At 33.9% G+C, this 22825-nt stretch carries 22 protein-coding genes and 1 other annotated feature (1 of these 23 cut by a window edge); of the genes, 6 read left to right on the top strand and 16 right to left on the bottom strand.

All coding sequences use genetic code 11. From position 1 onward, the window contains the following. Positions 1–55: 55 nt before the first annotated feature. Positions 56–463: a GNAT family N-acetyltransferase gene (locus tag K5S59_RS22240; RefSeq protein WP_001065746.1), complete on the bottom strand. Its 408-nt coding sequence runs from the start codon at positions 461–463 to the stop codon at positions 56–58. A 504-nt stretch (positions 464–967) separates the two neighbouring features. On the opposite strand from K5S59_RS22240, the gene K5S59_RS22235 reads away from it, so the two are divergent. Together K5S59_RS22235 and K5S59_RS22230 are read left to right on the top strand one after the other, a co-directional pair. After that, positions 968–1408, top strand: a complete 441-nt coding sequence (locus tag K5S59_RS22235; protein WP_000192922.1) for a MarR family winged helix-turn-helix transcriptional regulator — start codon at positions 968–970, stop codon at positions 1406–1408. A 37-nt stretch (positions 1409–1445) separates the two neighbouring features. Further along, positions 1446–2270: a class I SAM-dependent methyltransferase gene (locus K5S59_RS22230; RefSeq protein ID WP_000237857.1), complete on the top strand. Its 825-nt coding sequence runs from the start codon at positions 1446–1448 to the stop codon at positions 2268–2270. A gap of 113 nt (positions 2271–2383) precedes the next feature. Here K5S59_RS22230 and K5S59_RS22225 read toward each other — a convergent pair whose 3' ends face one another. The 4 genes from K5S59_RS22225 to K5S59_RS22210 form a co-directional block, all read right to left on the bottom strand. Next, positions 2384–2854, bottom strand: a complete 471-nt coding sequence (locus K5S59_RS22225) for a DMT family transporter (protein WP_000579005.1) — start codon at positions 2852–2854, stop codon at positions 2384–2386. Positions 2855–2870: 16 nt separating this feature from the next. Beyond that, positions 2871–3566, bottom strand: a complete 696-nt coding sequence (locus tag K5S59_RS22220) for a Crp/Fnr family transcriptional regulator (RefSeq protein ID WP_000431593.1) — start codon at positions 3564–3566, stop codon at positions 2871–2873. Positions 3567–3585: 19 nt separating this feature from the next. Further along, positions 3586–4011 (bottom strand): DMT family transporter, encoded by a 426-nt coding sequence (locus K5S59_RS22215; protein ID WP_120450140.1) that lies wholly within the window; start codon positions 4009–4011, stop codon positions 3586–3588. Between the two features lie 176 nt (positions 4012–4187). Further along, the gene (locus K5S59_RS22210; RefSeq protein WP_097845106.1) at positions 4188–4673 is read right to left on the bottom strand and encodes a DUF2798 domain-containing protein; all 486 of its coding nucleotides are present in this window, start codon (positions 4671–4673) and stop codon (positions 4188–4190) included. Positions 4674–4885: 212 nt separating this feature from the next. On the opposite strand from K5S59_RS22210, the gene K5S59_RS22205 reads away from it, so the two are divergent. Next, positions 4886–5488 carry a DUF2441 domain-containing protein gene (locus K5S59_RS22205; RefSeq protein ID WP_000273208.1) on the top strand — a complete coding sequence of 201 codons (603 nt, stop codon included), beginning with the start codon at positions 4886–4888 and terminating at the stop codon, positions 5486–5488. A gap of 33 nt (positions 5489–5521) precedes the next feature. Beyond that, positions 5522–6463 carry a nucleoside hydrolase gene (locus K5S59_RS22200; protein ID WP_033656045.1) on the top strand — a complete coding sequence of 314 codons (942 nt, stop codon included), beginning with the start codon at positions 5522–5524 and terminating at the stop codon, positions 6461–6463. Between the two features lie 154 nt (positions 6464–6617). Here the strand turns inward: K5S59_RS22200 and K5S59_RS22195 are convergent, their stop codons facing one another. Together K5S59_RS22195 and K5S59_RS22190 are read right to left on the bottom strand one after the other, a co-directional pair. Beyond that, on the bottom strand, positions 6618–7484 hold the full coding sequence (locus tag K5S59_RS22195) for an MBL fold metallo-hydrolase (protein ID WP_001186123.1): 867 nt from the start codon (positions 7482–7484) through the stop codon (positions 6618–6620). A gap of 79 nt (positions 7485–7563) precedes the next feature. Next, complete coding sequence (locus tag K5S59_RS22190; protein WP_212981870.1) at positions 7564–8352, bottom strand: class I SAM-dependent methyltransferase; 789 nt, start codon at positions 8350–8352, stop codon at positions 7564–7566. A gap of 135 nt (positions 8353–8487) precedes the next feature. Here K5S59_RS22190 and K5S59_RS22185 point away from each other — a divergent pair, with 135 nt between their 5' ends. Together K5S59_RS22185 and K5S59_RS22180 are read left to right on the top strand one after the other, a co-directional pair. After that, a complete protein-coding gene (locus K5S59_RS22185; protein WP_120450138.1) occupies positions 8488–9225 on the top strand; it encodes a ZIP family metal transporter in 738 nt (245 codons plus the stop codon). 83 nt (positions 9226–9308) lie between these two features. Then, positions 9309–11009 carry a pyruvate oxidase gene (locus K5S59_RS22180; RefSeq protein WP_000462090.1) on the top strand — a complete coding sequence of 567 codons (1701 nt, stop codon included), beginning with the start codon at positions 9309–9311 and terminating at the stop codon, positions 11007–11009. Positions 11010–11321: 312 nt separating this feature from the next. Here the strand turns inward: K5S59_RS22180 and K5S59_RS22175 are convergent, their stop codons facing one another. The 9 genes from K5S59_RS22175 to thrS all read right to left on the bottom strand — a co-directional run bounded on the left by K5S59_RS22175 (position 11322) and on the right by thrS (position 22607). After that, a complete protein-coding gene (locus K5S59_RS22175; protein WP_120450136.1) occupies positions 11322–12167 on the bottom strand; it encodes a DUF2785 domain-containing protein in 846 nt (281 codons plus the stop codon). Further along, positions 12164–12922, bottom strand: coding sequence for an alpha/beta fold hydrolase (locus K5S59_RS22170; RefSeq protein ID WP_000166253.1), 759 nt, complete (start codon positions 12920–12922; stop codon positions 12164–12166). The genes K5S59_RS22175 and K5S59_RS22170 overlap by 4 nt, the downstream gene beginning before the upstream one ends. A 117-nt stretch (positions 12923–13039) precedes the next feature. Next, positions 13040–14044 (bottom strand): ABC transporter permease subunit, encoded by a 1005-nt coding sequence (locus K5S59_RS22165; RefSeq protein ID WP_120450134.1) that lies wholly within the window; start codon positions 14042–14044, stop codon positions 13040–13042. 1 nt (position 14045) lies between these two features. Next, positions 14046–14912 carry an ABC transporter permease subunit gene (locus K5S59_RS22160; RefSeq protein WP_120450132.1) on the bottom strand — a complete coding sequence of 289 codons (867 nt, stop codon included), beginning with the start codon at positions 14910–14912 and terminating at the stop codon, positions 14046–14048. A gap of 54 nt (positions 14913–14966) precedes the next feature. Then, on the bottom strand, positions 14967–16253 hold the full coding sequence (locus tag K5S59_RS22155) for an MFS transporter (RefSeq protein ID WP_098259088.1): 1287 nt from the start codon (positions 16251–16253) through the stop codon (positions 14967–14969). A gap of 213 nt (positions 16254–16466) precedes the next feature. Then, the gene (locus K5S59_RS22150) at positions 16467–17498 is read right to left on the bottom strand and encodes an alpha/beta hydrolase (protein WP_000720314.1); all 1032 of its coding nucleotides are present in this window, start codon (positions 17496–17498) and stop codon (positions 16467–16469) included. A gap of 274 nt (positions 17499–17772) precedes the next feature. Beyond that, positions 17773–19656, bottom strand: a complete 1884-nt coding sequence (locus K5S59_RS22145) for an FtsX-like permease family protein (protein WP_098259233.1) — start codon at positions 19654–19656, stop codon at positions 17773–17775. 11 nt (positions 19657–19667) lie between these two features. Next, complete coding sequence (locus tag K5S59_RS22140) at positions 19668–20435, bottom strand: ABC transporter ATP-binding protein (protein WP_120450130.1); 768 nt, start codon at positions 20433–20435, stop codon at positions 19668–19670. Between the two features lie 252 nt (positions 20436–20687). After that, entirely contained in the window at positions 20688–22607 is a 1920-nt protein-coding gene (gene thrS / locus K5S59_RS22135; protein WP_098259235.1) for a threonine--tRNA ligase, read from the bottom strand. 44 nt (positions 22608–22651) lie between these two features. After that, positions 22652–22825: a binding site (T-box leader), on the bottom strand; it runs 49 nt beyond the window's last position.

The raw sequence follows: 22825 nt of genomic DNA, 5'->3' as shown, positions 1-22825 counted from the left end.
AAACATGCTCTTTTATTAAAAATATATATAAGTAAACCAAAAAGAAGAAGCCCCACTATCTTATTATATGTTTTGTCATTCCAACAGAAAATGCCTCAAATCCTATAGATTCATAATAAGCTTGCAATTTTTCCACACACATAAGTTGGGGAATAACCTTGTTTTGTTCACAGTGCCGGATTAATCGCTTTACTATTTCTTTTCCGATACCTATGGACTGATACTCTGGCAATACACAAACACCACAAATAACACCCGTAATTACACCATCTGATATAATACGCCCCATCCCTACTAATTTCTTATCATCAAAAGCATACATTGCATACCAACTTTGTTTACACATTTGTTCTAACTCGTTAACCGTTAATTGTAGCGAATTCCATCCTAAAGATTCATATAACGCTAATAATCCATTGAAATCTGTCGGGTGTTCCATTGTGTAATTTATACTATTATTCATGTGAATACTCCTTATTTTCTCGTTTGTACTTCATAAAATTAGCCTTAATATGAAATTAACTTAAACAAACTTCCATAAGAACAATATAATTCCTTCTTATCATAAAATAAAAAGAAGTTAACTTCACCTCAGTTAACTTCTTTTATATAAATCTATCATTATATTATTAACCAAAAATCATACAACTACAGACGATCAGGACAAACAAAACTAATAAACTGTTTGAGAAATAACCCATAGAATACTACCCCTTTATTTCATTATGTAAAAGATTTTAACATAAAATTATTTACAACATAATAACTAAAAAAGACATTGCATGCATTACTTATTTGTATTTAGTAATATTTCCTTTCCGGTCATAATCTCCTCTCCTATTTCAATTCATATAATTTTTTTAAAGAAATATAGTAAACATTAATTTACTATAATAGATTAAATTATTTGATTTACCATTAAAATAGTAATAAAATAATTACTAAATACATAAAGGAAGCGAAAATGATGACCCAAAACGAATTATTAAACGAATACATGAATTTGTTATTAAATATGTCAGGTACTTTCAAATTATTATCGGAAAAATCATCTGAATTTACACATATAGAGCAACACGTAGTCGAATACATCGCACAACAAAAGATGCCTGTAAATTTAAAAATGATTGCCAGTTATTTAAACATTCCTAAACAACAATTAAGCGTAACAGTTCGTAATTTAGAAGTAAACGGATACATTATAAAAAAACAAGATACGGTAGACAAAAGAGCTGTACTCATCTCTCTGACAGAAAAAGCTGAAAAGGTACATTATGAGAGATGGAAACAAATATATAATAATTTCACTCATAATCTTGAGAAACTAAGTGAAGAAGATCAACGTGATTTAACTTACGGATTGTATAAAACAAATAAAATGCTCTCAAAAATGTTAAATAACAATTAAAAATACAAATAATTTTATATTACACGGAGGATATTTCATGGTTAAAGAAATAGATATACATTCAGTACAAGGGACGATGCTTATTCCACTATGGGGACGTGCGTATGGCAGTGAGAACAATAAAGATATTTTAGATGATACAGAGGCTATTTATATTATTAAAGCATGTGATTTTGACTTCTCAACAATAGCAAATACATTTGGTGAATACGGATGTATCACATACATTACTCGCGCACGAAAAATTGATGATACGATAAAAAAATTCATTATAAAACATCCAAATGCTACTATTGTAAATATCGGTTCTGGACTAGACACTACTTTTTCTAGAATTGATAACGGTACGATACATTGGTATAATCTTGATTTGCCCGATGCTATTTCATTTCGAAAAACATTAATTGTAGATACACCAAGAAACATGAGCATCGCTAAATCATTTTTTAATACTTCTTGGTTTGACGATATAAAATATAATCCAGACGATGGTATTCTTTTTATATCAGCTGGCGTGTTTTATTACTTTAAAGAAGAGGATTTGAAGAAAATCATAGTCGCTATGTCAAAACGTTTCCCTGGAGGCGAATTATACTTTGACGCTGAATCAAAATTCGCACTGAATCTTTCAAATGCTACTGTAAAGAAATCCGGTAATAACGGCGCAATGATGCATTTTTATGTAAACAATCCAAAATCAATAGAAAAATGGTCTTCTACTATAAAAGTATTAAGCTGCTCTCCTTTCTTTAAAGATATACCTACAAATAAAGATTGGGATGGTAGTACGCGCATTATGATGCGAATTGTAAACTTAATAAAGATGTTAAAATTTGTTCATGTGCGATTCAATAGAAAATAAAAAAGAAGACCTTAAGTTTACAAGGTCTTCTTCTTTTCTTATTTTTCAACAGCTTTAGTTACTGACTTATAATTGTATTGTATAGATGTAAATTCTTCACAAAAATATATTCACTACTTCTTATCCTCATTTATAAGAATAGTTTTCTTACTCGAAAATAGATTTTTAAAAATTCCTACCCCTACAATTAATAGACCGATCCCAACTAATTTATTTATTTGCAATGGAATGCTCTCCATTCCAAATAATCCGAATGTATCAATACATAACGCAACAACTAATTGAGTAATAAGGCTAATTAACACCGTATACGCTGGACCTAAACTCTTTATTGCACCCATTATACAAATAATTAACCCGATGCCAAACAATCCACTTACATAAAACAAATAATTTGTAGTATACACTTTAATGCTAATACTGTTTTCTGTAATGATATAAAATAGAATAGAACTTATGAGACCTATTCCAAGAACACATGCTGTTGTTAACCACTGTCCTACACTTTCATTTACCTTTGCATTAAAAACAGATTGTAAGCTAATTAATACGCCAGCTATTATAGCTAAACTAAATCCAATCATATTCCCTCTCCCCTATTCATTGCTCATATATATTATTTTTAGCAACTTCCTTCATTCTAAAAAAATCTTTAATTACAATAACTCCATTGTTCTTTTCAATTAATTTTTCTTTATAAAATTTTTGTAACACCCGAATTACGTGCCGATAACTTACTCCTATAAAATCCGCAATACTTGATACCGAAGTTGCATCCAAATCTTCTTTATACATATTCCCGTTACTGTCAGTGGAAATAGAAAGTAAATAACTAGCTACACGTACTTCTACTGGATAAAGTAAATTAAGTGCTGTAAAACGAGTTGATATTTTTAATGTGTTTGCAATGTTTTCAAGCAAGAAGTTCATTAATATAGGATCCTGTAATAACTTGTTCCTAATAATTGTATGAGAAATGGAGATTGCTACAACATCTGAACATGCTTCAACGACATTATGTGCTTTGCTATTTTGTATGAATTCAATATCACCAACAACCGCCAATGGATTGATAAAGCGCAGGATTAGTTTCTTTCCTTCTGGTGTAATCGTGTAAACTTTTACTTTACCTTTAACAACAAAATATAAACGATCCATTTCGTCATCTATATTGCAAATAAGCTCGCCTTTTTCAAAATGATTTAATTGAAAATAAGCTGTACCTATTTCTGAAAAAGCCTCGAGCGTTTTATTGGTTTTCAAATAATGAATAATTAAATCTGATCTGTTCTCCACATTCATTTCCTCCTTCCATTTACATATTAAATACAACAATCCCTATAATTATTACTATGGTTCCCACAATATGATATCTCTCCATCTGTATCTTTTTTATTTGAAATAATCCCTTCATTTCAATAAGAGTTGCTGTTAATAATTGAGCAACCATAAGTGTTCCAGCTGTTAATGTAACTCCCATTGAATGTATCGCTACTGTTTCTGCACAAATAATTAACCCGCCAAGTGCACCAGCTACTAAATATATTTTTTTCATATCCTTCAAATCCGCTATTTTCTCTTCTTTCTTTAACAAAAATATTGTTGTTGCAATAAGGAATCCAATGAAATGCGTAATAATACTCGTCGACCATATACCGATATGTGAACTAAGTTTCGCATTAAATGTGCCTTGTAGTGTAATAAATACGCCAGCTAAAACAGCAAATATAATACCTTTCAAAGAATCATCTCCTAACCTTCTATTTCTGACTTAATTAAACGCTATATTCCTATAAAGGCAAAAGGACAAATGTCACATCAGTATGAAAATAACTGCGAATGAACAAAAAAACACACATCAAAATAATTGAAGTGTGTTTTTTTGTTCATTAATATATGTAATTTTAATAATAATAACTACGCTACATTAACAGGTTTATTCTTCATAACAAACTTTCCAAATATGAAACGCACAAGCGGCCCCATAATTATTAATTGTAATGGATACGCCATAATGAAATTTTTAATAAAAATTGAAAAATACATCGAAATAAACGAGTCTCCTTGTAGTCCACCATGTAAATACATCATAGCCATTCCGTAAAAAGACATAAAGAAAACCATTCCCATTACCATAGCTGTCGCCATCGCAATAATAATATTTGCTTTTTTGGATTTATCAAACGGTAACGCGAGGACAAGTTTTTTCGCACAAGGTCCAACGATACATATTTCAATTAATAGTGCAATAATGAATCCAATTAGTAGTTCTAATGCGATCTCCTTAATATGAATTGGTCCCCCTGTTCCGTTCATGAATAAATTATAAAACGTCATTACAATAACCATCCCAAGGCACATCATCATACCAAACTGGAGGTTTTCCTTTCTTGTTGTTGGCAATGTCTATCATCCTTTCTGTTTAAGTCTTTGTCATTATATCGATTATGGAAACCTCTTCGTAAGTGAACATTTTGTGAACATTTTTAAAGCGTTATCATATATTTACTATACTTTCTACTCATATTCTCACTTTTATTTATAAAGGTTTTATATATTTCAATGTTGAATTACTAAATTTAACATTGAATTACATTACTACTAGGAGGATAAACATGTATGAACAAGAATTTTATGCATATCACATCGTAACAAGGAAAAAAATGAAGATAGGACAAAACATTCATTTTGATAAAAATCAAATGAATACCCTATTTCATTTCTTTTTTGAAAGAGAACATATAAATTCTAACGGTGAAGATACTATGCAAATTTTAAAAGAACATTATACAAATAAAGAACTACATATAAAGAATGAAGATGCTAAAGTAGTTTTGAATTATATGGATCAAACAATTAGAGCTGTTAGAGAAACGATTGTAGAAATGGTAAGACTACAAGAATTCCCTGAATACCCTTCCAGGTTATCTTGTTTATATGCTGCAAAGAGCTATGAAAATGCTTTAAAATGGAAAACATTATTTGATTCTTACAATCGAGAAGTGTTACAGATTGTTAAAATACGAGTGATTGGACATTGTTTTGAAGGTGACGGTAACCTTTTACCGAAAGAAGACGGTATTCCTTTCTCCAAAAAAATTGAACAAGCTAGAGAGTATTGGAAAGGAAACGTTAGTAATGAACTTCCTGAGTTACTGATTAATGGGAAAATTGAAGTGGTGGAAATTATTGATGATTTTTCCGCAATTCATATTTAATTCCTTACTAAATTATATAGGATGGAGATTACAATGATGCAAAAAGTGTACTTCAATCATGATGGTGGTGTAGATGATTTAATTTCACTATTTTTATTACTCCAGATGGATAATGTCAAGCTTACAGGTGTTTCCGTTATCCCTGCAGATTGCTATTTAGAACCAGCAATGTCTGCAAGTCGCAAAATTATTGATCGCTTCGGCAATGGAAATATTGAAGTAGCTGCATCAAATTCCCGTGCGAAAAATCCATTTCCAAAAGACTGGCGGATGCATGCATTTTATGTAGATGCTTTACCAATTTTAAATGAGTCTGGAAAAGTTGTAACACCTATAGCGGCAAAACCTGCACATCACCACTTAATTGAAACCCTACTACAAACTGAAGAGAAGACAACTTTATTATTTACAGGTCCGCTTACCGATTTAGCCCGTGCACTATATGAAGCACCTGTAATCGAAGAAAAAATTGAGCGCCTTGTTTGGATGGGAGGAACATTTCGTACTGCCGGCAATGTTCATGAACCCGAACATGATGGAACAGCTGAGTGGAATTCGTTTTGGGACCCTGAAGCAGTAGCTCGTGTTTGGGAATCAAAAATTAAAATTGACTTAGTGACACTAGAAAGTACAAACCAAGTCCCATTAACTATAGACATACGTGAACGTTGGGCAAAAGAGAGAAAATATATTGGTATTGATTTCCTTGGTCAATGCTATGCAATGGTCCCTCCTCTCGTTCACTTCTCAACGAACTCTACTTACTATTTGTGGGATGTATTAACTGCTGCGTTTGTAGGAAAACCTGATCTTGCAAAATTACAAACAATTAATAGTAGTGTTCATACAAATGGACCTAGCCAGGGGCGTACAGTGGAATTTGATGGTGGGCGACCTGTAAACGTAGTATATGATGTACACCACAATGGATTTTTTAACTATATAACTGAATTAGCCAAGAAAGCTTCTACTTAAACCAGTATCTATACGAAAAATCAATAGAGTGACATCGCTTCAGACTATGAACCCTGATATTTAGAATGTGGTTGAAACTACATATTTAACTATTGAAAAGAGTATTGAATTATATTTCAATACTCTTTTTGTCCAATTTGATTAATGTAGTGTCTTACAGATTATTCATTTCATAACCATTTACAAAAAACGTTATTGTTTCTATTTCATCTTCATTTAATTCTCTATTTACGTTTTGTTTATATGCTTCCTTTATGCTCTCTTCAACGCCTTTATGAATTTCTGTATAAGTTCCCACTGTTTTTAATAAATGCATTTCTTGTAAAAACTCAGCCCGGCTTATAGCTGTCCCATGAGAAAGAATATAAGTTTCAGCATCAAATGCCTCCAACTCTTCTATTAATTTAAACGTTCGTTTCGTCGAATAGTTCCACTTTGAAGAAAAGATATTTGCATATATACAGTCTCCTAAAAATAATATCTTTTCTTCTTTCACGTAAATAACAACTGAATCATGTGCATGATCTCCGCCGACATGTTTTAACACGCATGTCACTTCACCAAGGTCTAATTCAATTTGATCCTGGAACGTTAAGGTTGGAGGAATAATTTTAATATTTCTCTCTTTTTCTTCAAACTCTTTCTTGATGCAATCCGCACAAAATGCAATTTCAGTACCCTCTTTTACGCGTGAGTCCAACGCTTCATCTGTCCATTCATAAGATACTAGTGATTGCATTTCTTTTTTCGTTTCAGCATGCGCAATAGTTAATGCATCTTGTAGTACAGGCAATCCAAAAATATGATCCCAGTGCCAATGCGTTAATGCTACGAAATCCGGACTTGGTACATTCTGTTCTTGTAGCATTTCTAGAAATAATTGTGCATGTTCTTCTGAATTCCCTGCATCAATCATTACAGTTTTTTCTTGTCCAACGACCATTCCTAATATAGGTCTATCTGTTTCAGAAACAGGTGTCATATACCAAAATGAGTTTCCTATTTTTTTAATTTGTTGCATAATTAGTTCCTCCATTTACTACTATTCTTTTCAATTATTATCTGTAAAACCTTCATCCAGCACATAGCATGAAATGACACTATTTTTTCTTCCGGCAAACTACTACCATAAAATAGCAGTCTTCCCCTAACTCATTTCCTTCCCAATCATTATATATATGTAATAATTCAAAACCATTCGCTGCTAATAATCTTTCTAACTCCTGCGGATATGTATAGCGCAGATCAATCGTTGTTTTCAGTTCCTCAACTTGCCCATCATCCTCATAAAATCTTCTTGTTGTTATGTAGTGCTGTATTTGCTGAATTGAATCGTATGTCATTTCAGTATATAAATTACATTTTCTTCCCATTTCATCACTAATAGTTGTCCAATATTCTTCTGTAGATGGTTGTATTAATTCTTCTTTTGAAGGAAAACGTGTATCGAATATAAATATACCATTATCAGCTAACACATGATGAATAGATGTTAATAAATTATTTTGATCAGTATTCGTAAGAAAATGCTGAAATCCGTGGCCAACCATAAAAGCTAACAGAATCGTTTCTTCAATCTTTAATTGTAAGCAGTCTTGTTGTAGCCATTTTACTTTTTTACACTCCGTAGATTTTCTCTTCGCCTCAGCAAGCATACCTTCATGTATATCTACACCAATCATTTGATATCCGTTTTCTATAAATGGAATTGTAATCCTTCCTGTTCCGCAGGCGATATCTAGTATCCATTCATTTTGTATATTTAGTTTTTTTGCCCATGATAGTAAAAACGGAAAATCTGACAAACTTTTATTTTCCACATCATATCGTTTTGGATTTTCATATTCAGATAGACTCCACTTTGTTTGCAAACATATTCCCCATTTCATATTTCCACTTAAGTTTAATATATAAATTATAACGAATTATTAGTTTTTTCTCTATAATCAAACACAATTACTTGGACTAATCTAACTTTCCTTTTCGTAAGCTAAAAATAAGTGGAAGAATCGGAGTGTGATACGATGGAACGATTATGGATTCCTATGATAGTTACATTTTTTTCATTCGGTGGATTACTATTAGGCGGTGCTGTCGGCATTGCTACGCGCCAGCTAATTGAGGAAAAAATGCATCGTTTATATGCATTATGTGGCGGAATTTTGCTTGGGCTTTTATCCCTTGAAATTATTCCTGAAACATTTGCAAGCTATGAAATAATCGGCCCTATACTCGGTATAGCTATCGGTATTTTAGTTATGAGCTTATTAGATAACTATTGTCATCATCCAATGATACATAAAAAAGATCAACAAGCATGGCAAACTTTCCTTTTTCTTTCTCTTGCTATATTTATTCATAATTTGCCGAGTGGCTTTGCATTAGGTACAGCATTTATAAATCATAATGATTCTGCCATTCCTTTCTTACTTGCGATTGTAATTCACCATATTCCTGAAGGATTAGCTTTAATTATCCCCTTCCTCTTTACAAAACATAAATATATTTCCTTTTTATTAACAACTTTATTACTTTCCCTTATTCTCGGTACCGGTACTGTTTTTGGCATTTTGATGGAAGGAAAAGCCCTACATTTACAAGGACTCATTATGGGGAGCGCTATCGGTTCCCTTGGCTATGTCACAATTCATGAAATGCTTTGGAAGGCAAAGAAACAGCTCTCTTTCCTTTCATTTCTTACGTGGGCTACTAGTGGATTTTTACTTATAACAGTATTTACACTATTTACTGGTCACCATTAAAACTAATATATTTTATCATTTGTATATTTTTCCTTTTTCTCCAAAACATAATAGTAACTACCTATTATAAGGAGGAAAAAATTATGTTTGAGAAAACAGCCGGTGAAGCACTAGTTGACCTATTAATTGACTGGGGAGTAGAACACATATACGGAATGCCTGGAGATTCTATCAACTCTATCATTGAAGCTTTAAGAAAAAAACAAGATAAAATCAAATTTATTCAAGTTCGCCATGAAGAAGCTGGCGCACTAGCTGCTGCTGCCTATGCTAAGTTAACAGGAAAACTCGGCGTTTGTATGGCAATCGCAGGGCCAGGTGCTATTCATTTATTAAATGGTTTGTATGATGCAAAACTCGATAAAGCCCCTGTTCTAGCAATTTCAGGTCAAGTAGAAACCGATTTACTCGGGACGGATTTTTTCCAAGAAGTAAACTTAGAAAGATTATTCGATGATGTTGCGGTTTATAACCAGCGCATTATGTCAGCAGAACAGCTACCAGCTGTCGTGAATCAAGCGATTCGAATGGCTTATACGAAAAAAGGGGTATCCGTTCTTACAATTCCAGATGATGTTCCGAAATTCGAAGTAAAAAGTGGTGCTCGTGTTACAAATACTTCTTTTACATTACCTGAATTATTTCCGCAAGAAGAAGATTTACATGCTGCCAAACTCGCAATAAATGAAGCAAAAAAGCCTGTTATTTTAGCTGGAAAAGGTGCGAAACATGCGAGAGAATCTTTACTTACATTCGCGGAACACATTGGTGCTCCAATCGTACTTACATTACCAGCTAAAGGGATTATCCCTGATGAACATCCACTTTGCATCGGTGGATTAGGATTAATTGGAACGAAACCTTCTTATGATGCAATGAAACATGCAGATACTTTAATTATGATTGGTACTTCTTATCCGTTCACTGGTTTCTTACCCGAAAAAGCAAAAACAATCCATATCGATACTGATCCTGCCCAAATCGGAAAACGTTACGTAACAGATATTGGCTTAGCTGGTGATGCTGATAAAACATTAAAATGGTTAATTGAAAATGTAGAAAAACACGAGGACCATTCCTTCTTAGAGCATCATCAAGAAATGATGAAAAAGTGGGAGGAAAAATTACACGATCAAGAAGACGATACTTCTACTCCAATTAAGCCACAACGTGTTTTGCATGCACTGCAACAAGTAGCTCATGATGATGCAATATTATCAGTCGATGTCGGAAATGTAACCGTTTGGACAGCAAGGCACTTCCGTATGACAAATCAGCAATTTATTATTTCTAGCTGGCTCGCAACTCTTGGCTGCGGTTTACCTGGTGCCCTTGCTGGAAAAATTGCTTTCCCGGATAAACAAGTATTTGCTGTTTGTGGTGATGGTGGTTTCGGAATGACAATGAACGATTTCGTAACAGCTGTTAAATATAAACTGCCAATCGTTGTCATCGTTTTAAATAATAATAAGATCGCCATGATTAAATTCGAACAAGAAGTTATGGGGAATATCGAATTTGGTACAGACTTAACAAACCCTGATTTTGCAAAATACGCAGAGGCGTGCGGAGGTATTGGATACCGTGTTGAGAATGTAGATGAACTACTTCCTGCTTTCGAAAGTGCGGTAAAGCAAAATAGACCGTGTATTATTGATATAGTTGTTGATGCTAACGAAGCACCAATGCCAGCAAAAATCACATTTGGTCAAGCAGCTGGTTATACGAAGCATATGATAAAAGAATTATTTGAAGAAGGTAAGATTGATTTACCACCACTTTAAACGAAAAGACGAGGATAGATAAAGCAGAAAGTATTATGCATTATCTATCCTTTTTTGTACATGTACTAAAACACATTTTTAGGCCTTATTGAACTAAAGCATTCGTTAATTCAATAAGCTTTATAGAAATGCTGCCCTTTAGTTCAATGAGAAAAAACGGCCTTAGTTGCAGCCATTGCCTCTCCTTTTGTGCGTGGTGGGTGGTACTTCCATTTTACCAATGGATGGTTTCTTTTTGTTTTTCTTGACATAAAAAGGGGCAAAGTCCCTCAGCCAATTTTCCATGGCTTTTGGGACGGCCCCTCTAACCCTTTAACTGAAAGAAAACCTGTTCAAAATTGCCTCAGTACTAAGTATGACAGTGTTAAGCTCATTCCCTCGGCTATCTTTTCCCCTTCTGAAATAGAGACTGCGTAAAAAATTTTTGCTGTTCACGCGAGCAATCACCTGACTGCGACTTCTCGGCAAATTGCAGCATTGCGCTAAGCCGCTAATCCAATCAGCGATTTCTTGATGTGGAAGTAACTCTTTGTCAATCATCGTATCCACGATGTTTACCAACCGCTCATCATCCTCATCGCTAAAAATGTGTCTACCATTATGAAGCATGCCAGAAATAGCGACAAGAACCTCACGCAGCATTGCGACGCTGCTCTCCTCGCACTGCACCAGCTCGACAAAAACATCCGCACCATGAGACGCGCTGTGAGCCCAGCCTCCTACTGAAATGTAACCTCGCAGATCCTTCTCCTCTTTATAATAACGGAGCATCGCATGTATTAATTGCTCAATTTCCGCTTGATTAAAAAATGGATTCTGTCTGTGACGTTGCACAATCAAAGCGATAGGTAAAGCAGAGAACGTCCTTGTAAAAACTGACTGATCATCCTCGCTACCAATACTATAGAACAAATGGTTCTCATCAGTCAGAACAGTTAAGAGGCTTCGTAACTCCTCTTCACTGAATCTATTCTCTTCTCTAATCCACATATAAAACATCGAATAAATCAGGTTATCCCGTAATTCTGGCTGAGGATCGCCAATATATTGAAGTAACAAAGGTAAGAAGTCTTGATGCTGCTCACCTTCGAGTAACTGATACTCATCCTTCTCAATTCTTTGCAAATCCAGCATCAATTTAGTCCTTGTATCGTTCATTTCCCCATCTCCTTCAACATTAACATAATCTCCTCTATAACAACTTCTGGCTCATCATGATGAATATAATGTCCACTTCGACTAGCAATCCGGTACTTGCTTGACGTTGATAGCCATTGGAATTCTGCTTGGAGTCTTTGCTCAATTTCCAATATTTCTTGAGATGGCCATCCCTCTTCAACATTGTCAGGTAAACCTCTTGTAATAATTACAAGAGGGAGGTTACTTTGCTTTGAATGATCAACGATTTGCTTATAACTTTGTATTTTATCAATCTTCTCACTATTCAACATAGGATTCTCGTAATATTCCCTATTTCTTGCAAGCAGATTTTCGGGTAGAACCTTTTCATAGGCAAGTTCTTTATATTCCGGTGCAGCGTCAACCAAAATCATACCGCAGATGTTCAGTGGATAAAGGCTGGCATATAATCTAGCGACCAAACCACCAAAAGAATGTCCCACCAATATATAGGGCTTCTCCACTTCAAGCGCTAGCAACAATTCGTTGAGCTCCTCGACTAGATCATAGCAAGTCGTCGGGACGGATGCGACTTGCCCCCTGCCAATAACCGACCTGTTATAGGAAAAGGTTGATGTTTTTTGCGATATTCGGTCTTGGACTTTATTCCATGTTTCATAGCTATCGCCTAACCCTGCTATGAAGATTACACTTGGAATACTGTTACGTGAATATTTATTTAATAGTCTATAGTTATCACATATATCAATTATCTTTTTATTTTGTTTAGTCACTTTTAATCACCCAGTTCAATTATAGGCTTTATGCTATCGATATCCCTACAATAATTTGATTATTATATATTTTTATAATTTTACTGTTTTTCATTTTGTAACTTCAGCTATCTCTCTTTATTTTTGTATCTCTCTATAGAAAGAAAAATCATTCACAGTATGCTGTATTTGTTTCTCTTCCTTCACTTCTTTATCCTTGTTCTTAGATATTCTTACATTCCCTAGTTTAATCGCATCTTGCATACTATTACTTACTAAATTCCCCGCCAATATTGTCATACTATAAAAAGCAATTGGTATAAGTACAATCCATGTATGAGTCGTTAAGTGGCGGAAGTTTTGACCAATTAGGCCCGTCCATTCTTTTGTTACACTATCTGGATCCATTCCACTGAAGGTTATTGTTCCACCAAAAAATAATTGCAACAAACCAAGGTGTAAAAGAAGTAATAAAGTACTCACAAACTGTTGAGCTACTAATAAAAGAAATGATGGTAACATATGCGGCCATATATGGCGCTTCAACCTATGCCACTTACTTCCGCCGAGCACAGTAGCTGCCAACATAAATTCTTCTTTCTTAACACGCTTTACTTCTTGCGCTACATACAACATAACTGTTGGTACAGCAAGGCATACAAGTACTATAATTTGAAATGCCACACGCAAATATAATGGCACAACTTCTGCTCCACTATCAAACGTTAAAACTTCATTTAATATAAAATAAGAAATCATAACCATCGGTACAATACTAAAAGGATCAAAAAAGGATGAAATAACTGGAAAAGAACGTTTACCATACATACCAAGAAGTAAACCAATTCCCCCTCCAACTATAACTCGTAATATCGCTATAATTATACTCGCTCCAACTGTCCATTTCGCGCCTTCTATTATTAATTGAACAAGATCGCGGCCTTTCACATCACTTCCAAACCAAAATTTACTTGATGGTGAAAATGGAGCTGCCTCTAGTTCCCCTTTTTCGTTATACATCATCGTAAGTTCACGAATATTCCCATCAAAAAACACCGTATATCCAATACTAACAATCATTAGTACACTCAAAAAAGTAATACCTACCCAAAATCTCACATCTCTTTTTACAACTTGCCACATGTTACACACGCTCCTTTATCACATTTTGTAAAAGCGTATGTAATATACGAAATAGTATAAAAAGCGGTACATATAATATTACTAGACTCACTGTAAATATTTCTAATTTAGAATTTTCTCTTACAAAAACAAACATACCATATGTATTAAATATCCATTCAATAATATATAAATTGGAAAGCATAAATAAAATATTTGTTTTCGCATAATAAATTGTCGTCAATAAAACATTTCTTGAAATATGATGTGTCAAAATATGCCGTAAGCTTAACCCTTTACTCTTGGCAAACAAACTATATTCTTTCTCTAATTCTTCTTTAAATCGTAATAACAATAGTTTAATAAACAATAATGTTGTTGGTATTGTAAGACATATAATTGGTAACAAACGTATCCTTTCTTCCCCTAATCCAGCCAGTTTGACCGGCATAAATCCTGTTTTTTGAAACATAATTACGACAAGAAGTTGTGATAATAAAATAAGTAAAATATCCGGTATACTCTCAAACGTAAGAAAAACCCCGTTCCACATTTTCTGTTTCATATGAGAACGCTGCAATACCCAAACGACAAGTATATACGCTATAAGCAAAGATAGTAAAAACGCTGATAGAAATACAATCATCGTTTCAAAATAATGAATCCATATTTGCGGAAATAATTTTCTTGAGTCCCGAAATCCATATGTAATTTCACCCGGTTGTAGTAACTTCCCTCCAAGAAATACAATCGTGTTCCAAAAACCGATTAAATCGATTTGCAATCCCTTAAATAAACGTGGCAGCGCACCTAGGCAGATTATACATAAAATTGCAGCTACTAGTTGTAAACAAGTAACCCCACACCATTTAACAATTCGCATCAACATAACGATTTCCCCTTACCATCCAATAGAATATTCAGAAATCAAAAACCACATTTATTACATCTCTTCAACTATACCTTGCACACGTTTCTTCCCACTAGGTAAAATGGTTTGATATAAACACGTAACAAAAAATAATAAACCAAATAAAATAATAAACAACGTATCTGCACGAATCCATTTCGGGAACAACATCGCTATCGCACCGAGAGATAACAGCTGAAATCCTGTCGTTAATGGACTAAGTAAACTTTGAACACGTCCCATGAATGATTCTTCTACAATTTCATACATCCAGCCCATAATTGCAACATTAATAAACGGTAAAAAGAAAGTCGCAAAAGCGATACATACATAAAAAGACCATACGTGGTTTACAAAGTAACACATACCGAAAAAGACCCCTGAGCCTGCCATACCAAAGACAATAATAGGCTTGGGTGCATATTTCTTCCCTACACTTGTTGCTACTATACTTCCAATTAGTAATGAAATCCCTCCAACTACACCGCCCACCATCGCTAAACTTTCATACGTTGCTGGTGCTAATTTATATTTTAATATGTAAGTAGTGGATACACTTAAAATACCATTTAATAGTCCAAATACGATAAATCCTAAAAGTAATTTTTTTAAAGTGTCATTTTGATATATATACTTGATCCCCTCTTGAAACTCTGTTATTAACATTTTCAAATTAACTTCTTTCCATTTTGTTCTACCGTTTGGCAAACGCACTTTTTCTGGAATGGAGATCGTTTGAATCAAAATACCACTCATAATAAAAGTGAGCGTATTTACTAAAATACTCCCGTATATTCCAAAAGTCCAGTACACCATCGTTGCAATTCCTACACCAAACAAGGCATACAAACTATTCACCATTTGATTCACACCTGCTGCTGCACCGTATTGGTCTGATTCAACTACTCCCTGTATCATCGACTGTTCTGATGGAGAGAAAAATTGTATACATGCATTTTCCAAAAATAAAAATATAAAGACGAGTATAATCATTCCGTAATAAAGCGAAATTAGAATTCCGATATTACAGAGCGAACAACATATGTTACTTACCGTACAAATACGCTGTCTATCAAAACGATCCACTACTGTCCCTACTAATAGAAAAAAGATTAATGCAGGCAATGCCATCATAATTTGTGTCATCGTTGCGTAAACTGGCTGTTTTCCGTATTGATCTAGCAAATAAAACATTAAAGAAATTCCAGCAATCATAGAACCGAGTCGCTCTAAAATATTTGCTAGAAAAAAACGTGCATACACTTTGTTGCGAAATAACTGTAGCATTTCTTTCATACTTCTAACCCTTTCCCTCGACAAAATTTTATTTTTTAGTCATTTCTTGGAAGTTATATTATATTTTTCGACCATTATCCAATCTTTTCCTTCTATATAGAGAACATTGTAAAAAGACTCTTGTCATTTATACAAGAGTCTTTTTATATAACTTCGCTTCAGTTAATACAATGTATCAAAAAATCTTGATACGTCTCACTACCTTTTTTAATTCTCTAAAATTCGGATATACTTTGTTTATTTTATGAATGTATCGCACATCCACTTATAAAATTTTTCTTTCTCTTCAAATTGTGGATAATGAGCTGATTTCTCAAAAGTAATAAATTCTTTTTGAACTGCTTCAATCTTATCAAAATATGTTTTTGCTGCATGATATGAAGTGTTATAGTCATATTTCCCCATAAGGAAATAAAACGGTAGCTTCATTTTAGTCACCTTATTAGGCAATGGATTCTTTAAATCCTTTTCTAATAAGACCGTTTGAGAATGTGATAGTCCAACGTTATAACGAATTACATCTAACAAGTTATATTCATTACTAAGTAACATCCCGATATTATCACCATCTGGATTTTCAATACGTCTTGATGTTCCACCATATTTCGCAACATAATTTCGCGGAGTGTATGTATCACCATTTTTAATTTTTTCAGTCAACCCATTTAAATAGGAAACCTCATCTGTATTCCCAGCATTTTGTGCCTGTTCAATCACATAGTTTAAACTATCCATTTCACTTTCTACTGTATCACTCATCTGCCCTATGCCAACATATGCTTCATATTTTTCAGGAGCTTTATTGGTAGCTTGCATTCCGATATATGTACCGTAAGAATGACCAACCAATATTACTTTTTCTTTACCAAGACGTTTTGAAATATAATCTGTCATAGCTAATAAGTCTTGTACAAGAAGATCTGATGTAAGATTCGAGTAGTGTTCAAAGAAATGATAAGACTTCCCGCTCGCTCTTTGATCGTAATTAACAACTGTGAATTTCTCTTCCAATAAGTCTTGGTATTTTTGAGCATATGGTATTTCTGAAGTACCTGGTCCACCATGTACAAAAATAATAACTGGATTGTTCTTATCTTTTCCGCGTATCATAATTTCATGACCACTTCCATTTACCTCTACTTGCTCTAATATACTTATACTGTTCTTCCCTTTTATTTGCGAGGTCCATGTAGGAAATATTAGTGCTACGATTAATAATAGTATAGTAATGACTCCAATAAGTTTTATTAATTTTATTATCTTCTTCATACGTAGTCTCCTTTCTTTTAAATTTATAAAAACATCAATTTAATTCTGCAAAACTCCCTCAAAATAATATGAATATATAACAATTTCTCTCTCTAATTTCATCTTGCTCGTTTGCACATTTTTAATATCCCATACACTTCTTAATTTTCCCCTATATAAACTCTTAATATTTTCTTAATTTTCAAATATAAACTTTATAGAAAGACTCAGTCAAAATGTATTAAAAATAAAGAAAAAAGTCCTTGTTTTCAAAACAAAGACTTTTTTCCTTTAACTATTTCGCAACCTCTTCTTTCGGCATTACCATACCTTTATAAAGCTGGACAGTAATCCAGTAATAGATGAAATAAATGACTAAGAAGATCCCTATCGGCACCCATACCTTCACAAACGGGTCAACTAATATAAAGCTAAATAAGTTAAGCCCTACTAACACGTGAGAAATTCCAATGATTGCTGGGAAGATAAATAAATATGAAATTTCTTTATATATACTTTTTGTTAACATACTACGTCTCACACCGATTTTTCGTAACATTTCATAACGGCGTACATCACGAGAAGCACCTGTTAATATTTTGAACATTAGTGAACTTGCCATCATTGCTAAAAAGGCAATTCCAAGGAAAAACCCCATAAACATTGTTCCACTCATGAAACTGTTCATAAACTGATAAATTGTCATTTTTGTAAATAAGTCTACTTTTGTACCTGTTGTTTTTTCAATTTGTTCTTTTTGTCTCTTGTCTATTTCAATTAACAACGGTTTATATTTTTTCATATCATCTACTTTTGCTAATGTTACATTATGTTCCGCTCCTTGAACTGCTTTGTAATGCTCTTCATCTGCAATTCTTACAGGTTTTCCGTTAAATTGATTATGTGTAATTTGTATTTCTCTTACAACCGCATCTTCCCAATCCCTTGGCATACGAGGAAGTTTATTGGCTGCTTCGGGAGCTTCCAAAGCAGAATAAACAGGTTCAGTTAAAGGTTCAGCCACACGTTTACGAACTGGCTCTTTTAAAGTTTTTGTATCAAAGTGATCGGAAACAAGTGGCGGTTTCTCAATTAAGTCGTTACGTAAATAATAAACCGCTTCTCCATCTACTTTATATTTATACTTGCTTTCTTCCACAATTTCCATTTCTTTTAATGCCGCTTTATCTTGATCATTTGGATCATGAATTACAACATCATATACACGTGAGAAGTCTGTCATAATACCTACATTTTTTTGAAATGCCATCCCTGCCGTCATCGCACCTGCGCCTAATGCAATTAACATCGCTACAGTGCCTAATACTCTCGACAAACTATTTACGCGAAAGCGCAGCTGTGCATATGTAAAGCTATTTAAGCCCGTTTCATTTCGTTTTTTATTCCCTTTAATTTTCATCACAAAAAATGGGAGCAATGAACTAAAGATAAAATATGTTCCAAGAGTTGTAACGATTGTCGCTATTATAAAGCCTAATTCAGCATATATTTTTACATTGATCATAAAGTAGTATCCTATACTTACTAGCAATATACCAAGTACCGTCATTATAATAATGCGTGTTTTACTTTGCTTTACTTCATCTAGTGTTTCATCTTCACGAATTAACTCCAATTCTGTTTTACGTAATAACCGGATGCTATTCATTAAACCAGTAATAAAAAATAGTATTAAGAAGAAAATAGCTGTAACTAAGATTGCTGGTGTATATACAGATGAATAACTACCTTTCGCTGAAATTTCCATACCATTCATTAAAAAGTTTCCTGCTACACTTGCAAGCAACATCCCCACTAAGATCCCGATAATAATACTGACAATCCCCATACCGAATGTTTCAATAAATAATAACTGTGCTACTTTTTTCTTTTTCGCACCGAGCATCATGTACATACCGAGTTCTTTTCTTCTTAATGTGAGTAAGAAAGAATTGGCATATATAATATAAAATACAGTAATGAACGATAATAGTATGGCACCTACCCAGAATACGAGTCTAATACTACTAATAAGACTATTATCCTTCGTAAATTCACTATTCATCGCCATCGTTTGGAACATGTAGAAAATACTAATACTAATAACGAGACCAATAAGTAAAACCATATAATCTTTTAACATCTTTTTCATACTATGACGTGATAATTTGAATAACATAGTCTCACCCCCTACTTAGACTCAGCAGCTGAGCCCATATGAGCGAGCACGCCTAAAATGTCTTGATAGAAATTTTCTCGCGTTCCTTGACGCGTTAACTCTTTATAAAGAAGACCGTCTTGAATAAATAAAATACGCTCACAATAACTCGCACTAAATGCATCGTGTGTAACCATCAAAATACTTACATTGTGATTTTCATGTAAATCTTGCATCGCTTCTAATAAGCTTTTTGCATTTTTACTATCAAGCGCACCAGTCGGTTCATCTGCTAATACGATTGCTGGATTATGTACTAAAGCTCGTGCTGCCGCTGTTCTTTGTTTTTGTCCCCCAGAAACAGCAGTTGGATATTTCGTTAAAATTTCAGTAATCCCTAATTTCTTCGCAACCTCATTCACCTTTCCAGTAATCTCACTTGAAGGTACGCCTTGCAAAGAAAGTGGTAAAGCGATATTTTCATAAATTGATAAGTTTTCAAGTAAGTTAAAATCTTGAAAAATGAAACCTAATTTTTGAGATCGAAAATCTGATAAAGCATTCCCCTTCATTGAAGTAATATTTGTGCCAGCTATTGTCACACTGCCTCCTGTCGCTTGATCCAATGTACTAATCACATTAAGTAGTGTCGTTTTTCCAGAACCAGAAGGACCCATAATCCCGACGAATTCCCCTTCTTTAATATTTAATGATACGCCCCTTAACGCTTTTGACTGATTCTCATTTCTTTTCCCATACGTTTTTTCTACACTTTCTACAGTAACTACATTTGTTGACATCTCTTTCACTCCATCCCTTTTGTATAAAATTAATTTCTCACATATTTCTTATCTTTTTCTCATGTAAACCCTTAATAATTTTTTAATTTTTCAATTAGAAAGGATTACACGAGTTATGTAAACCTTTTTCCTATTTCATATTCTCACTTTTCTAAAACTCGTTCCTTCGATTTTGCTTACATTTACCTTACATTTTTGTAAGGTAAAAAAGAAAACACACCATTATGAAGTAGTGTGTTTTCTTTTCAAACTCTATTTCCGATTATTTATTTCCTCTTTCATACTTTCCACAAATCCATTTAGTTCAACAACTTCTGATTTTTCTTCCCCATATTTACGTACATTTACAGCTCCGTTCTCCATTTCCTTATCCCCAATAACAAGTACATAAGGAACTTTTTGCATTTGTGCTTCTCTTATTTTATATCCTAATTTTTCTTCTCGCATATCTCGTTCTACACGAACACCAGCTTGTGCTAATTTTTCTGCAACCGCTTCTGCATATTGTACATGGACTGCATTCGAAACTGGAATGACTTTCACTTGAACTGGTGCCACCCATGCTGGGAATGCACCTCCAAAGTGCTCAATTAATATTGCTAAAAAGCGGTCTAAAGATCCTAAAACTGCTCTGTGAATAACAACTGGCCTTCTCTTTTCATTCTTCTCATCTATATAATTTAAATCAAACTTCTCTGGCATTTGGAAATCTAGCTGGATTGTTCCGCACTGATGACTTCTATTTAAAGCGTCTTTAATATGAAAATCGATTTTCGGTCCGTAAAATGCACCGTCACCTTCATTTAGTCTATATTTATAATCCAATGAATGTAATACATTTTCTAATGATGCCTCTGCTTGCTCCCATAACTTATCATCACCCATTGAATCTTCTGGACGAGTAGAAAGCTCTACTTCATATTCGAATCCGAAAGTTTTATAAACGTAATCAATTTGCGCCATTACGGATTTAATTTCATCTTCAATTTGTTCTGGTGTTACAAATAAATGAGCATCATCTTGGCAGAAAGTACGTACTCTTAATAATCCATTTAATGCCCCGCTAAATTCGTGTCGGTGTACTTGACCGAACTCACACATACGAATTGGCAATTCGCGATAAGAGTGTAATTTATTTTTGAACATTAACATATGTCCTGGGCAGTTCATCGGTTTTAATGCGAAGCTTTTATTATCCACTTCAGAGAAATACATGTTGTCCTTGTAATGTCCCCAGTGTCCTGATTTCTCCCATAATTCTTGGTTCATCATAAACGGAGTACGTACTTCTTGATACTTATACTCTTTTTGAATTTCTCTTAAAAATGCTTCTAATTCATTTCGGATAATCTGTCCTTTCGGTAAATAAAATGGCATTCCCGGAGCCTCTTCTGAAAACATAAATAACTCTAACTCACTACCTAACTTACGATGATTTCTTTTTGCTGCTTCTTCTACGAAATGTAAATACTCTTCTAATTCTTTTTGAGAAGAGAACGCAACGCCATATATACGCTGAAGCACTTGATTGTTACTATCCCCTCGCCAATATGCACCAGAAACGTGAGTTAATTGGAATGCTTTCAAATAGCCTGTTGACGGTAAATGTGGTCCTCTACATAAATCTACAAATTCACCTTGTTTATATAGTGTTACACTTTCCCCACTAGGAATTGCTTCTAACAATTCTAATTTCAGGTAATCATTCATTTCTTGAAACAGTTTTGCTGCTTCTTCTCGAGAAACCTCAACTCGCTCTATTATTACATTTTCATTTATTATCTTTTTCATTTCTTTTTCGATTTTCGGTAAATCTTCTACGTTTACACTACTTGGAAGGTCCATATCATAATAAAATCCATTTTCAATAACCGGCCCTACACCAAGGTTTACATTGCCATACATTCTCTTTACAGCTTGCGCTAAAATATGTGCCGCAGAGTGTCTTGCAATTTCTACCCCTTCATTAGAATCTATAGTAACGATTTCTACTTCCGCATTTCCTTCAATATTTCGGCGTAAATCATATAACTGATTATTTACTTTCCCCGCTACTGCTTTCTTTTTTAAACTACTGCTAATGGATCCAGCAATTTCTTCTAAAGTAATTCCTTTTGCAAATTCTTTAACGCTACCATCTGGAAACTTAATTTCAATCATTTGTTCTTTCATTTTTCATCTCTCCATTTCATAATAAAAAGCACACTCATCCCTAAAATAGGGACGAGTGTGCTTTTACCCGTGGTTCCACCCAGATTCCCATTGTAAATATACAACGGCTTCTTTTACGGTAACGTCGTTTACACGGCACTAGATACTTAATTTCCCCAGTGCAGCTCTAAGGTGGTAAGTTATTTTTCTGCGTTAGGAAGTTCTCAGCTTTCCTTCCT

The sequence above is a fragment of the Bacillus sp. BML-BC051 genome, assembly GCF_019656175.1.
GTDB classification, from domain to species: Bacteria; Bacillota; Bacilli; order Bacillales; family Bacillaceae_G; genus Bacillus_A; species Bacillus_A mobilis.
This window is presented reverse-complemented; position numbering and strand designations above follow the sequence as displayed.

Bases quoted from the DNA above. Each gene is read 5' to 3' on its own strand.
- K5S59_RS22160 (WP_120450132.1), bottom strand. From the start codon at position 14,912: ATGTTGATGCGAATTGTTAAATGGTGTGGGGTTACTTGTTTACAACTA.
- K5S59_RS22185 (WP_120450138.1), top strand. From the start codon at position 8,488: ATGGAACGATTATGGATTCCTATGATAGTTACATTTTTTTCATTCGGT.
- K5S59_RS22175 (WP_120450136.1), bottom strand. From the start codon at position 12,167: ATGAACGATACAAGGACTAAATTGATGCTGGATTTGCAAAGAATTGAG.
- K5S59_RS22200 (WP_033656045.1), top strand. From the start codon at position 5,522: ATGATGCAAAAAGTGTACTTCAATCATGATGGTGGTGTAGATGATTTA.
- K5S59_RS22195 (WP_001186123.1), bottom strand. From the start codon at position 7,484: ATGCAACAAATTAAAAAAATAGGAAACTCATTTTGGTATATGACACCT.
- thrS (WP_098259235.1), bottom strand. From the start codon at position 22,607: ATGAAAGAACAAATGATTGAAATTAAGTTTCCAGATGGTAGCGTTAAA.
- K5S59_RS22165 (WP_120450134.1), bottom strand. From the start codon at position 14,044: ATGTGGCAAGTTGTAAAAAGAGATGTGAGATTTTGGGTAGGTATTACT.
- K5S59_RS22230 (WP_000237857.1), top strand. From the start codon at position 1,446: ATGGTTAAAGAAATAGATATACATTCAGTACAAGGGACGATGCTTATT.
- K5S59_RS22140 (WP_120450130.1), bottom strand. From the start codon at position 20,435: ATGTCAACAAATGTAGTTACTGTAGAAAGTGTAGAAAAAACGTATGGG.
- K5S59_RS22150 (WP_000720314.1), bottom strand. From the start codon at position 17,498: ATGAAGAAGATAATAAAATTAATAAAACTTATTGGAGTCATTACTATA.
- K5S59_RS22145 (WP_098259233.1), bottom strand. From the start codon at position 19,656: ATGTTATTCAAATTATCACGTCATAGTATGAAAAAGATGTTAAAAGAT.
- K5S59_RS22240 (WP_001065746.1), bottom strand. From the start codon at position 463: ATGAATAATAGTATAAATTACACAATGGAACACCCGACAGATTTCAAT.
- K5S59_RS22180 (WP_000462090.1), top strand. From the start codon at position 9,309: ATGTTTGAGAAAACAGCCGGTGAAGCACTAGTTGACCTATTAATTGAC.
- K5S59_RS22235 (WP_000192922.1), top strand. From the start codon at position 968: ATGACCCAAAACGAATTATTAAACGAATACATGAATTTGTTATTAAAT.
- K5S59_RS22205 (WP_000273208.1), top strand. From the start codon at position 4,886: ATGTATGAACAAGAATTTTATGCATATCACATCGTAACAAGGAAAAAA.
- K5S59_RS22225 (WP_000579005.1), bottom strand. From the start codon at position 2,854: ATGATTGGATTTAGTTTAGCTATAATAGCTGGCGTATTAATTAGCTTA.
- K5S59_RS22190 (WP_212981870.1), bottom strand. From the start codon at position 8,352: ATGAAATGGGGAATATGTTTGCAAACAAAGTGGAGTCTATCTGAATAT.